This is a genomic window from Mesorhizobium sp. M2E.F.Ca.ET.209.01.1.1 (assembly GCF_004010375.2).
In the GTDB taxonomy this organism is placed as follows: domain Bacteria; phylum Pseudomonadota; class Alphaproteobacteria; order Rhizobiales; family Rhizobiaceae; genus Mesorhizobium.
Window position 1 is genome coordinate 1 of sequence record NZ_SADP02000031.1, and the last position, 13,004, is coordinate 13,004.

General features: G+C 63.7%; 10 protein-coding genes. 3 read left to right on the plus strand and 7 right to left on the minus strand.

From position 1 onward, the window contains the following. Positions 1-192 precede the first annotated feature (192 nt). Positions 193-2,196, minus strand: a complete 2,004-nt coding sequence (locus EN852_RS32195; RefSeq protein ID WP_246694470.1) for a caspase family protein — start codon at positions 2,194-2,196, stop codon at positions 193-195. Positions 2,197-2,404: 208 nt separating this feature from the next. Next, complete coding sequence (locus EN852_RS32200) at positions 2,405-3,268, minus strand: RNA polymerase factor sigma-32 (RefSeq protein ID WP_126064022.1); 864 nt, start codon at positions 3,266-3,268, stop codon at positions 2,405-2,407. A gap of 307 nt (positions 3,269-3,575) precedes the next feature. On the opposite strand from EN852_RS32200, the gene EN852_RS32205 reads away from it, so the two are divergent. The 3 genes from EN852_RS32205 to EN852_RS32215 all read left to right on the plus strand — a co-directional run bounded on the left by EN852_RS32205 (position 3,576) and on the right by EN852_RS32215 (position 5,959). Further along, positions 3,576-4,349 (plus strand): amino acid ABC transporter substrate-binding protein, encoded by a 774-nt coding sequence (locus EN852_RS32205; RefSeq protein WP_127879927.1) that lies wholly within the window; start codon positions 3,576-3,578, stop codon positions 4,347-4,349. Positions 4,350-4,508: 159 nt separating this feature from the next. Then, a complete protein-coding gene (locus EN852_RS32210; protein WP_027166691.1) occupies positions 4,509-5,189 on the plus strand; it encodes an ABC transporter permease subunit in 681 nt (226 codons plus the stop codon). Beyond that, positions 5,186-5,959 (plus strand): amino acid ABC transporter ATP-binding protein, encoded by a 774-nt coding sequence (locus tag EN852_RS32215; protein ID WP_127879928.1) that lies wholly within the window; start codon positions 5,186-5,188, stop codon positions 5,957-5,959. The genes EN852_RS32210 and EN852_RS32215 overlap by 4 nt, the downstream gene beginning before the upstream one ends. 74 nt (positions 5,960-6,033) lie before the next feature. Here EN852_RS32215 and EN852_RS32220 read toward each other — a convergent pair whose 3' ends face one another. The 5 genes from EN852_RS32220 to phbB form a co-directional block, all read right to left on the minus strand. Continuing rightward, entirely contained in the window at positions 6,034-6,615 is a 582-nt protein-coding gene (locus EN852_RS32220) for a CarD family transcriptional regulator (RefSeq protein ID WP_095816705.1), read from the minus strand. Between the two features lie 374 nt (positions 6,616-6,989). Continuing rightward, on the minus strand, positions 6,990-7,328 hold the full coding sequence (gene fdxA, locus EN852_RS32225; protein WP_127865606.1) for a ferredoxin FdxA: 339 nt from the start codon (positions 7,326-7,328) through the stop codon (positions 6,990-6,992). Positions 7,329-7,531: 203 nt separating this feature from the next. Beyond that, positions 7,532-7,918 carry an RNA-binding S4 domain-containing protein gene (locus EN852_RS32230; RefSeq protein ID WP_127879929.1) on the minus strand — a complete coding sequence of 129 codons (387 nt, stop codon included), beginning with the start codon at positions 7,916-7,918 and terminating at the stop codon, positions 7,532-7,534. A 15-nt stretch (positions 7,919-7,933) separates the two neighbouring features. Then, the gene (locus tag EN852_RS32235) at positions 7,934-11,392 is read right to left on the minus strand and encodes a helicase-related protein (protein ID WP_127879968.1); all 3,459 of its coding nucleotides are present in this window, start codon (positions 11,390-11,392) and stop codon (positions 7,934-7,936) included. Between the two features lie 775 nt (positions 11,393-12,167). Continuing rightward, positions 12,168-12,893 (minus strand): acetoacetyl-CoA reductase, encoded by a 726-nt coding sequence (phbB, locus tag EN852_RS32240; protein WP_127879930.1) that lies wholly within the window; start codon positions 12,891-12,893, stop codon positions 12,168-12,170. Positions 12,894-13,004: the final 111 nt, after the last annotated feature.

A 13,004-nucleotide genomic window follows, 5' to 3' on the forward strand; every position in this document is an offset into this window, starting at 1 on the left:
ATCCACCTCAAACCGGCCGATCGCGGCAAAACCAGCCGAAAGAGCCGCTAAAATGACCCTCGCATAAGCCGATCTCGCATCAACCAAACGCAAAACGGCCCCACGGCTCCGGTTTTTCCGCAGCCTGTTAAGCCGCGCACTCGACATGGCGACATGCGTTGTCACGGCTGGTCCGGCCACGCGTCGCGGCTGCTATCCACCTCTGACGGTGGAGATGCCACCAAAGCCTGTGGTGCTGCCGTCGGTGCCGGGAGGTTCGCCCGTGGTGGGACTGTCGGGGGTATCCGGAGTGCCGCTGTCCGGGGTGCTGTCGTCAGTACTGCTCTGCCTGGAAGGAGACGGGCGATCGCCGCTCCTGCCGCCCCGCCAAGGCGCCGGCTCGATTAAGGGCGGCATTGGTTTGACCGGAGGTGGGGTGATCATCGGCGGTGCAGGCGCGCGGATCACCCTGATCTTCGTGATTACCTTGGGCTTGCATACAGCGGCTGTCTGGAAGCGGCGCCCGGCAAGACCGAGAATGCTCATCGAATAGATTTCCTGCCGTTCCATGCTGGCCTTGAGGAACGACAGAGCGCGGGCCGGATCGGCGGGCACGCCATTGCGGCCTTCCTGGAAGATCAACGCGAGATCGTTCATGGCGCTGATATGCCCCATCGCCGCAGACTTGAGCAGCAGGTCCAATCCCTTTCGGGGGTTCGGCTCGACGCCGACGCCGTTGAACAAAGCGCGTCCCCAGGCAGCCATGGCGGCTGGATCGCCCTGGTCGGCCGCCTGGGCATAGAGGCCATTCGCTTTCGTAACATCCGCGGCCGTGCCTGTTGCGGACGCCGCCATATAGGCGAGCTCGAAAACGGCTCGGGCATGGCCCTTGTCGGCGGCCTCCTGAATGGCCTTCCTAGCCTCGTCGACCTCGCCGGCCGCCAGCAACGCCCGTCCGAGCTCATAGCGGAAGCGGACGACATTGGGGTAGGCTTTAACGGCCGCTTCGCAAGCTTCGATCGCTCCGCCGCCGATCTCGTTCGGCTGGCGGCCGGGGGCGACGCCCTGCAGGTCGAGCGGCGCGCCTGCCGCCCGGTCGCAAGGGTCGACGCTTGGCGACAGTTTCACCGTGGCCGGCTTTGACGCCTTGCCAGCGCGGATCTGGAAGCCGACCTCGAGGGGAGCGGCGGCGCCGATCTGCGGCTCGTAGCGCAGATTGTCGATCTCGGCGGCCATCAGGCTCGATTGCGGCGAAAGCACGCGATCGGGCAGGGACAGCGTCCCGGTCGCCGGGTAGCGCGCAAGCTTGAGGCTGACCCCGGCGCCCTTGGCAGGGAAATCCAGCTGCAGCGGAACCGGGCCGACGCCGACCGGGACACTGATGTCGCGATTGTCGATCGCTTCGGCAGCGGCGGCGACCTTGATCCCGCGCTCCGCCGTCTCCTGATCCTGCTGCGCGTTGGGCGGCAGCGCTGGCTGATCCGCGCCGCGCATCAGCACCACATCGTCGATCAGTGAGGAACTCTCCCACGGAACCTGCCTGCCGTTGGTCGCCTTGACCACGTCACGGCGCACGGCGGCCATGACCGAGCGTATCTCCTGGTTCGGCGTCAGCGCGCGGCGGGAGAAGGCGGATGAGAAGGGGCTGAGATTGCCGGAGCCGTCATAGGCGACGGCACCCGGTTCGGTCGCAAAGGCAATCAGCGTGTTCTGCGAGCCGGTCACCTGCGCAAGCCCGCTGCCGCCGGCGACTATCAACTGGTCGCGCAGCCAATAGTCCTTGCGGGGGAACGGATCGTTGCGGCAGGCGTCGAGGATGATCATCTGGACCTTCGATCTTGACCGCAACTGCCGCAATATGTCGTCGACCTTGATGGCCTGGACTTCCATGTCGGCCGCGTCTTTCAGCGACGCATCGACCGGGATAAGGAAATTCTCCCCACCGATCTGGAAGCCGTGACCTGAATAGTAGACGACCGCCAGATCGGCGCCGTCGGCCGCAGCCAGATAGTTGCGGAACCGCTCTTCGAACTGAAGCCTGGTGAGGTCCCTGGCGGCGAAAACCTCGAAGCCGGCCAGCCGGAATGTCTTCGATACATCCTCAGCGTCCTTGTCCGGATTCTTGAGCGCCGGAATCTCTCGGTATTGCGAATTGCCGATCACGAGAGCAACCCTTCGATCGGCATGAGCCTCGAGGGTCGTGAGGCTCACGAGCATCAAGGCCGCAAGAAACACGCAGCATCGCAGCATGGCAAATCCCCCATTCGTAAGGACGTGGAGGCTTCAACAAGGCTGATTGCGCCGCGATTTTATGTCAGGAAATTCACAGTGTTCGCATATTTACGAAAATAATATCGGCAAAACCTTCAGTGCATGTCTATTTAGTAAATTTATAGACTAACATACCGGGTTCTGTCTGCTTCTGTCAGGCGGCTTCCGCCAGAAATTCAGGATTCTGCTTCACCAGCGCCAGCTTCAGCTTTTCCATGGCGCGCGCCTCGATCTGGCGGACGCGCTCCTTGGAGATGCCGAGCTGTTCGCCAAGCGATTCAAGCGTGGCGCCGTCATCGCTCAGCCTGCGCTCCTCGATGATGCGAAGCTCGCGGGCATTGAGCGCGCCAAGTGCGCTCTTCAGCCAGAGGGCGCGGCGCTGGACATCGATCCTTTCGCCGACGATCTCGTCCGGCAGCGGGTCTTCGGAGACCAGGAAATCCATCCGCTCGGCAGCGCCGTTTTCGTCGGCAAGCGGTGCGTTGAGCGAGCTGTCTGGAGAGGACAGGCGTGAATCCATCATCGCCACGTCCGCTTCGGGAACGCCGAGCGCCGCCGAGACCTCACGGTAGAGCGTGGCATTGGAGAGCGGCTCGGCGCCGTTGGCGAGCCGAGCGCGCAAACGCCTGAGATTGAAGAACAGCGCCTTCTGCGCCGAGCTGGTGCCGCCGCGCACGATCGACCAGTTGCGCAGGATGTAATCCTGCATCGAGGCGCGGATCCACCAGGTGGCATAGGTCGAGAAGCGCACTTCGCGCGCGGGCTCGAAACGAGCCGCAGCCTCGAGGAGGCCGACATGGCCCTCCTGGATCAGGTCGCCGAGCGGCAGGCCGTAGTGGCGGAATTTCGAGGCCATGGAGATGACCAGGCGCATGTGGGCGACGGTAATCCGATGCAGGGCGTGCTGGTCGTTCTCTTCCTTCCAGCGCAGCGCAAGGACATGCTCTTCGTCGCGCTCGAGATAGGGAGCCTTCATTGCCGCCCTGACCAGTGTCCGTCCTGCCGCGTCCTCGATCATGCCGGCTCCTGTTGGCGGCGATTGCACTTACGACAGTTGAAAAGACGCCGCCGCGCCCTACAACTGCCATGCAACGTGTCAGGCGCATGGATGGTTCCGCCGCCCGAGGGGGCAAATGTTGCCGGCGGGAACATTCCGTTAGCGGGCCCCGAAATGCCGCTTGGCGGATTATTGGGCGATTTTGAGAATTAGATTTTCGGCAAAGCCCATTTTTGAAATCCGGTTCCTTATTTCGCGACCTTCTATCTGTCAGTTTCCGGCTCTCACAATCGGACCGGGCCACCGGTCAAAACGGGATCACAGAAAAATGAAATGGCTTAAGTCGCTCCTCATCGCCGGAACGTTGCAGGTTCTGGCGGTCACCGCCGGCCATGCCGGCGCCAATCTCGACCAGATCAAGCAGGCCGGCGTGCTCAAGGTCGGCACTGAAGGCACCTATGCGCCCTTCAACTATCATGACGAATCCAACGCGCTGGTCGGCTTCGATGTCGAGATCGCCAAGGCGATCGGCGAGAAGCTTGGCGTCAAGGTCGAGTTCCTGGAAGGCAAGTGGGACGGTCTGATCGCAGGCCTCGACGCCAACCGCTACGACGCCGTCATCAACGAGGTCGGCATCACCGACGCCCGCAAGGCCAAGTATGATTTCTCCGATCCCTATATCGCCTCGAAGGCGGTGCTGATCGTGCGCGGCGACAACACCGACATCAAGACCTTCGCCGATCTCAAGGGCAAGAAGTCGGCGCAGTCGCTGACCTCGAATTTCGGCAAGCTCGCCGAGAAGAACGGCGCCGAACTGGTCGGCACCGACGGCTTCGACCAGTCGATCCAGCTTCTGCTCACCGGCCGCGCGGACGCCACCATCAACGACAGCCTGTCCTTCCTGGACTTCAAGAAGCACAAACCGGACGCCAATGTGAAGATCGCCGCGCAGGAAGAAAATGCCGACTATTCCGGCGTCATCGTGCGCAAGGGCGATCCGGAACTGGTCGCGGCCATCAACAAGGCGCTGGCCGACATCAAGGCCGACGGCACCTACAAGAAGATCGCCGACAAGTACTTCGGCCAGGACGTCTCGCAGTAAGCCATTGCCGTTTGTTCGAAACCGGCGGGCCGTCTTCGACGACCCGCCATTTTTTCAATGATATCCATCGGGGCCGTCTTTGACGGCCCGCTCGTTTTTGCAAGATAGTCGTTCCGTACGGGGGAAGGTGCCGCCGTATCTGGGAAGGAGAAGCGCCCCGTGCCGCACTGGCTGCAATTGATGCTGGAGTCGCTGCCGACACTGTTGTGGGCGGCGCTCATCTTCACCGTGCCGCTCACTCTTCTGTCCTTCGCGCTGGGGCTCATCGCCGGACTGGTGACGGCGCTGATCAGGCTGTTCGGCCCGAAGCCGCTGGTCGCGCTGGTGCGCTTCTATGTCTGGATCTTCCGCGGCACGCCGCTGCTCGTTCAATTGTTCCTGATCTTCTACGGCCTGCCGTCGGTCGGCATCCTGCTCGATGCCTTTCCCGCGGCGCTGATCGGCTTCACGCTCAACATCGGCGCCTACACCTCCGAGATCATCCGCGCCGTCATCGGTTCGGTGCCGAAGGGCCAGTGGGAGGCTTCCTACTCGATCGGCATGACCTGGAGCCAAGCGATGCGGCGCACCATCCTTCCGCAAGCGGGTCGCGTCGCGGTGCCGCCGCTCTCCAACACCTTCATCTCGCTGGTCAAGGACACCTCGCTGGCGGCAGCCATCACCGTGCCTGAGATGTTCCAGGCCGCGCAACGCATCGTCGCCACCACCTACGAGCCGCTGATCCTCTATGTCGAGGCGGCGGCGCTCTATCTCGCGTTGAGCTCGGTGCTGTCGGCGCTGCAGGCCCGGCTGGAGGTGCGGCTCAACCGCTATGGCGGCTTCCTGGAGGCCAACGCATGATCGGCCTCACCAATATCGAGAAGCGTTTTGGCGACAATCTTGTGCTGAAGGGCGTCACCGTCAGCATCGACGAAGGCAGCGTGACGGCACTGGTCGGCCCTTCCGGCGGCGGCAAGAGCACGCTGCTGCGTTGCATCAACCTGCTGGAGATCCCGACGTCCGGTTCCTTGCGCATCGGCGAGGAGACGCTTGCGTTTCATCCGGGCGGCAAGGTGTCGGCAAAAGATATTCAGCGCATCCGCCTGCAGACCGGCATGGTGTTCCAGAACTTCCAGCTTTTCCCGCATCGCACGGCGATCGAGAATGTCATGGAGGGGCTGGTGACGGTGCTGAAATGGCCCGAGCCGAGGGCGCGCGAGAGGGCGATGGCGCTGCTCGAAAAGGTCGGCATGGCGCACAAGGCCGATGCCTGGCCGGCGACGCTGTCGGGCGGCCAGCAGCAGCGCGTGGCGATCGCCCGCGCGTTGGCGCCGTCGCCGCGCGTGCTGCTCTGCGACGAGCCGACCTCGGCGCTCGATCCGGAGCTGGCGCAGGAAGTGGTCGACGTGCTCGGGCAGCTGGCCCGCGAGGGCACGACCATGGTGATGGCCACGCATGATCTCAGGCTCGCCTCCAAGATCGCGCAGGAGGTCGTCTTCCTCGATGCCGGCGCGATCGTCGAGAAAGGTCCGGCCTCGGTGGTGTTCGACAATCCGGAGCGCGAGCGGACGAAGCGCTTCATCGCTTCGTTGCGGCAGGAAGAGGCGCAGAAGGAAGGGGGAGGCGCGTAACCTTGGACAGGCTCTTAAAAAACAAAAAACCCGGCGCGAGGCCGGGTTCTTCGTAACGCCAAAAGCGGAAGAGCTCAGGCAGCTTCTTCCTGTTCGGATTCTTCGTTGTCGGCCTTGGCGCCGCGCTTCGGGCCCTTGTTGAGGTTGACCTCGATGAGGCGCACCGCCTCGGTCTCCGACATGCGGTTCACCGCGGCGATCTCGCGGGCCATGCGGTCGAGCGCGGCTTCATAGAGCTGGCGCTCGGAATAGGACTGCTCCGGCTGGTTGTCGGCGCGGTAGAGGTCGCGGACGACTTCCGAGATCGAGATCAGGTCGCCGGAATTGATCTTGGCATCATATTCCTGGGCGCGGCGCGACCACATGGTGCGCTTGATGCGGGCTCGGCCCTGCACGACCTTCAGCGCGCGGTCGACATAATCCTCTTCCGACAGCTTGCGCATGCCGATCGAGGTCGCCTTGGCGACCGGCACCTTCAGCCGCATCTTGTCCTTCTGGAAATCGATGACGAACAGTTCCAGCTTGTGACCCGCAACTTCCTGCTCGTCGATCGCCACAATCTGGCCGACGCCATGCGCCGGATAGACGATGAACTCGCCGGTCTTGAACCCGTGGCGGGCCGCGGTGGACTTCTTCTGCGGGGTGATCGTTGCCATTACGCCCTGAACTCCTTAGTTGTGCCGCCGGCATCATGCCGGCGCGAACCCATGGGGTCGGCGATAGCCGACCGTTAGCCGTCGCAACAGGATGAACCCACCGGAAAAGCAGGGAACCGGCATATCGCGCGAATGCGACCGCCTGCCCCAGATCGCTCTGGTCCGGATTTAAAAGCTCACCTTTCAGTGATTTGGGGCGTTAGCGCCATAAATCGACGTCGTGTCACCGGCATGTTTGGCTTATGTAACACAAAAAGTCGGAAGAATCAAGGTTTTGCCGCGTTCGCTAACCCCAAGCGGCAGTGCTGCCTGTCAAGACAGTCTTTGTATCGGCCCCGTTACGCGGCGTCATGCCCCCGCTATAGGCCTCTTTATCAATCACCCTCGCCGGGTTCGGTCGAGAAATATTTCTCGAACTTCCCGGTCTCGCCGTCAAAGGTCTTGGCGTCGGCCGGCGGTTCTTTCTTGGCCGTGATGTTCGGCCATTTCTCGGCGTATTCGGCGTTGATCTGCAACCATTTGTCGAGGCCGCCCTCGGTGTCCGGCTTGATCGCGTCGGCGGGGCATTCGGGCTCGCACACGCCGCAGTCGATGCACTCGTCGGGATGGATGACGAGCATGTTCTCGCCCTCGTAGAAACAGTCGACCGGACAGACCTCGATGCAGTCCATGTATTTGCATTTGATGCAATTGTCGGTCACGACATAGGTCATTGCAGGCTCCGGAACGTCCCATTTTGTTGGGCTTTTTCAGGTGAGGTAACCCCTTTGCCCGCCGCATGCAAGGGTAGGGATTGCCGGCGGAGCCGGAGGGCCGGAAAGGAATTCCGGCCGGAACAGCGGATCGAGGTCACCGAGCCTGATCGCCGCGCAGGTTTCGCGGAATTGCTCCGGCTACGCACCGGGCCGGTTATGGCTCAATCGTCGCTTAACAGACGGTCGGTCTGGCGGCGCTCGCGTTTGGTCGGGCGGCCGCTGCCGGCCTCGCGCAGTGCCGGAATGGCGTCCGCAACGGCCTCGCCCTTGGGCGTGGGTGCCGGCGACATGTCCTCGTAAAGCAGGCGCGCTTCATCGGCCGGCCCGCGCCGCGTGCCGCAATTCACCACCTTCCAGACCAGGATACGGCCCTCGAGCGTGATGGTCAGCACGTCGCCGGGCTTCACCAGATCGGAGGCCTGCGCTGCTTTGTCGCGATTGATGCGGACGCGGCCGGCAACGACGATCTTCGCCGCCAGCGAGCGCGATTTCACCGCGCGCGAGAAGAACAGCCATTTGTCGATGCGCTGGCGGCCTTCTCCAACCATTGCGACCGGCCGAGGTTATTTCTTCAGCTGGTCGCGCAAGGCGGCGAGCTTGGCGAAGGGCGAATCCGGATCGAAGCGCTGTGGGCGCTCTTCGCGCGGCTTGCCCTGGAAGGCCGGCTTGCCGCCCGGCGCGTTGCCCTTGCCGTCCTGCCGGTTGGCCTTCCAGTCGGGCCGGCCGTCCCGGCGGCCCCCCTCGTGGCGATCCGGGCGCTCGCCTTGCGGCCTGCCTTCGCGGCGTTCACCGCCCTCGCGGCGGTCGCCCGCATCCGGCCTCGGCTTGAATTTCGAGCGGTCGAAGCGCGGCTTGCCGGTGCCGTCGCGGCGGCCCTCGTGGGCAGGCTTGTCGCCAGGCTGCCCGCTTGCGGCACCCGCCTCGCGCGCGGGCTGGCCACCGCGCGGACGATTGTCGCGGCGGTTGTCCTGGCGATGGCGCGGGCGCTGATGGTCGAAACGGGCTTGCCGCCACAGAAGGATCGGTTTTGGCTCCTCGGCCTCGACCGGCCCCTCGCTGGCAGCGGCAGTACCCTCCCCCTCGTGGGGAGGGTCGGCGCGCAGCGCCGGGGCGGTGGGAGCGCCGGCTTCGGTGGTATCGGCACTGCTTGCGTCGTCGGCGCCCTCACCCCCACCCGCGTCGCTTCGCGCCGCGACCTCCCCCATCGAGGGGGAGGTAAGCGCGTCGGCGCTTGCGGCCGACTCGGTCGCTGCAGCAATGTCCACCACTGCGGTCTCTTCCACAGCTGGAGCCTCTTCCGCGACCTCGATCGGAACCTCTGCTGGCTCTCCCGCGACAGGTTCCGCTGCCGCTTCCGCGACGGCTTCAGCCGGAGCTTCGGCTACAGGTTCGACGGCGGCCGGCTCCGAACCCTCGGCCGATGTCTCGGCAACCGTGTCCGTCGTCGCAACTTCGGCCGCCGCTGCCTGCGCGGCACGTGCCGCTTCTTCCGCCGCCAGCTTGGCGGCAGCCTGTTCACGGACAGCGTCGTCCAGCGCGTCGAGCTTCGCCTTCACTTCGGCGGCAGGTTTCGCCTCGGCGCGATAGCCGAGACCTTTCAGGATCTCTTCCATGTCGTCGGCGGTCGCGCCGAGGATCGACATCATCGGCGGCGTCACCATGAAGGCGTGGCCGTCATAGGCGCCGTCCGGACGCTGGCCGAGGCCGGGCTTCCAGTTGGTCGCCGGGCGGATGAGGTCGGCAAGCCGCTCGAGGATATCGACGCGCACGGCGCGGCGGCCGAGATTGCGGTAGCCGGCGAGCTTGTAGAAGGTCTTGTCGAAAGCCGGGTCGATGACGACCGAGGTGCGGCCGGAGGCCAGCGCATGCACCACATCGCCGAAGCCCGGCTTGTCCTTGCCGTCGTTCTTCAGCGCCCATAGCAAGGTCACCAGGCCGGCCGGAGCCGGCTTGATCAGCGCCGGCACGAAGACATGGTAGGCGCCGAAGCGCACGCCGAGCCGGCGCAGCGCGGCGCGGCCTTCCTGATCGAGCGACTTCATCTCCTCGGCGATGTCGCGGCGATTGATCAGGCCGAAATGCTCGACGAGCTGGAAGGCGATGCCGCGCGCGATACCGGTGAGCTGGTCGGCATTCTTCAAATCGACCAGAGGCTTCAGCAGCGACTCGATCTGGAAATTGACGAAACGCTCGGCGCGCGCCGCGACCTTGTCGCGGGCAGGGCCGGTCAGTTGCTCATCGGCAAGCAGGACAAGGCGCGGCTTCAGCGCCTCGTCACCGCCGACCAGCGTGCCGATCGGCGCGCCGATCCAGCGCAGGACGCCGTCGGAGCCCAAGGCCAGGTCGCCATTGGCGCAGGCGGCAAAGCGTTCGGCGCGCGCGTCGAACTCGGCCGCGAGCGCCTTCTGGGCGGCGGTGCGCACCGCCTTGGCGTCTTCGCCGCCGGCGCTTTGGTCGGCGGTGAAGCGGAACCCTTGCAACTCGCCGACATGATGGCCTTCGACGAGGACGGTTCCGGTTGGGCTGATTTCGGCTTCAGGCATGGTATTTTCTCTAAGGCGCCGCATGAGGACGGAAGTCCTGCGGTCTACGAAGCGTTTCGTCAACCGCTCATGCAGCGCATCCGACAATCTGTCTTCGATTTCGCGCGTCTTTTCCTGCCAGTGTAGCTGATCGGCCAGCCATCCAGGGCGGTTGGAGACGAAAGTCCAGGTGCGGATCTGTGCGATCCGGTGCGAGAGCGTGTCGATATCGCCTTCGGTCGTATCGGCGCGCCGCACCTGCTCGGCCATGTAATTCTCATCGACATGGCCATGGCGCGCAAGGTCCATATAGATGGAGGCGATGAGGTCGGCGTGCTGGGCCGGCGCGATCTTGCGGTAGTCGGGGAGCGCGCAGGCTTCCCAGAGCAGCGCGACACGCTCCTTGCCGGTGGCCAAAGCGCGAATGTCGCCGTCCTTCGACAGATGCTCCAGCGCCTGCGCGTCGACAGCCGGCAGCGCCCGGGTCAGCCCCTCGACCGGCGCATTGGTCTCAGTCGAGCGCTTGAGCGCGTCGAGGCTGGAAAAATCGAAATCGGCGGTGCGCCATTGCAGCACCTTCACCGGGTCGAAATCATGCGCCTCGATCTTGGCGACCAGATCCTCGTCGAACGGGTCGACCTGGCCGGTGACGCCGAACGTGCCGTCGCGCAGGTGCCGGCCGGCGCGGCCGGCGATCTGGCCGAGCTCGGCGGCGGTCAGGTTGCGGTATTGGTAACCGTCGAACTTGCGGTTCTGGGCGAAGGCGACATGTTCGAGGTCGAGGTTCAGTCCCATGCCTATGGCGTCGGTCGCGACGAGATAGTCGACGTCGCCGGACTGGAAGATCTCCACCTGCGCGTTGCGGGTGCGGGGACTGAGCGCGCCGAGCACGACGGCCGCACCGCCCTGCTGACGGCGGATCAGCTCGGCGATGGCATAGACCTCGTCGGCCGAGAAAGCGACGATCGCCGTGCGCCGCGGCAGCCGGGTCAGCTTCTTCGACCCGGCATAGGCGAGATGCGACAGGCGCGGCCGGGTCACCACGGAGACGCCCTTCAAGAGCTTCTGCAGGATGCCATGCATGGTGGCCGCGCCCAGCAGCAGCGTCTCCTGGCGGCCGCGCAGATGCAGGATGCGATCGGTGAAGATATGGCCACGCTCGAGGTCGCCGGCGAGCTGCACTTCGTCGATGGCGACGAAGGCGGCGTCGGTCTCGCGCGGCATCGCCTCGACGGTGCAGACCGAATATTTCGCGCCGGCAGGGACGATCTTCTCCTCGCCGGTGATCAGCGCCACCTTGTGGGCGCCGACCTTCTCGCAGACGCGGGCATAGACCTCGCGGGCGAGCAGCCGGAGCGGCAGGCCGATAATACCGGTCTCATGCGCGACCATGCGCTCGATGGCGAGATGGGTCTTGCCGGTGTTGGTCGGGCCGAGCACGGCCGTCACGTCGCGGCCCGAAAGGATCAGTGGCTGGGAATGTTTCGGCTGAATGTTCATCGGCTCGGAAATAAGGTTTCTGCCGCTTGCAGTCTGGAGCACGGCGGTGCCGCCGCGTGTGACAAGGGACACATAGGGACTTCGGGCGGGAAGAGAAAGCGGAATGTTCCTTCGAGGACAGGCAGGGCCGGTCGGGGCAGCCAAAATCGGTCGTTGTTAACGGCTGGAACGAGTCTGGAACGAATCAGCGACGAATCGCTGACTCGATCTGATTCAGGTTTTGTTCACGGCTATATGTGGATTTTTTGACAGCGAGTCTCACCACATGCTGAATCGGGAAACTGGCCCGATTCATGCCTTGCCTCCGCCGGATCGAGCCGCCGTTAACTTTTGCCGGTGAACGGTCGGGATCGATTCGAGGGCCATCGTCAAGGTTATGAATTTGTTGATTTTTCTTAATCGCTTTTAACGATTTGGGTAACGTTTTCGCTTCCCGCGGTTAACTTTCCGGCCAAAGCCAGAACGAATCGGCGACGAATCGGAGATGCAGGAAGTTTCACGGTTTGTTCACCCCTAGATATGGTGTTGTCCACAGCTTACCCACCGAGGATTCACAGCTTGTGAAGGGGTTGTGCACAGAGCGCGGCCGGGCCGTTAACTTTTGCGTCCCGAATTGAGGCAAGTTGGAGCGAATAGGGAGTAGCGAATAGGGAATAGGGGATAGAAATCTGATAGCCGTCGCGCTGACGCCGCCGTTCTTCCCTATTCGCTACTCCCTATTCGCTACTCCCTATTTGCTACTCGCTAACAGGAGCCGCCATGGCGACAAATGCTGTCAGGCGAAGTACTGGCCGCCATTGGCGGTGATGGTCGAGCCGGTGATGAAGCCGGCCTCGTCGGAAGCCAGGAAGACGACGCAGCGCGCGATCTCTTCCGGCTCGCCGAGGCGGCCGACGGGGATCTGCGGGATGATGCGCTCATTGAGCACCTTCTCGTCGATCGCCTTGACCATGTCGGTGGCGATATAGCCCGGACAGATGACGTTGACGGTGATGCCGGCGCGGGCGCCTTCTTGTGCGAGCGCCTTCGAGAAGCCGATGTCGCCGGCCTTCGACGCCGAATAGTTGACTTGGCCGGCCTGGCCCTTCTGGCCGTTGATCGAGGAAATGGTGATGACGCGGCCGAACTTGCGATCGCGCATGCCGCCCCACAGCGGGTGCGTCATGTTGAAGACGCCGGAGAGGTTGGTATCGATCACTTCCCTCCACTGCGCGGGCGTCATCTTGTGGAACATGGCGTCGCGGGTGATGCCGGCATTGTTGACCAGCACCCCGACCGGACCGAGATCGGCTTCGACCTGCTTGATGCCGGCGGCGCAGGCCTCGTAGTCCGCGACGGACCATTTGTAGACCGGGATGCCGGTCTCGGCCTTGAATTTCTGGGCCGCCTCGTCATTGCCGGCATAATTGGCCGCGACCGAATAGCCGGCGTTCTTCAAGGCGACCGATACCGCAGCACCAATGCCGCGCGATCCGCCGGTGACGATTGCTACTTTGCTCATGTGGTCCTCCCTTTGAAATCGTCTGAGCCAATAGGGAGTAGCGAATAGCGAGTAGGGATTTGATGTCCCGCCGCGCGCGTCGCTTCTTCTTCCCTATTCGCTACTCCCTAT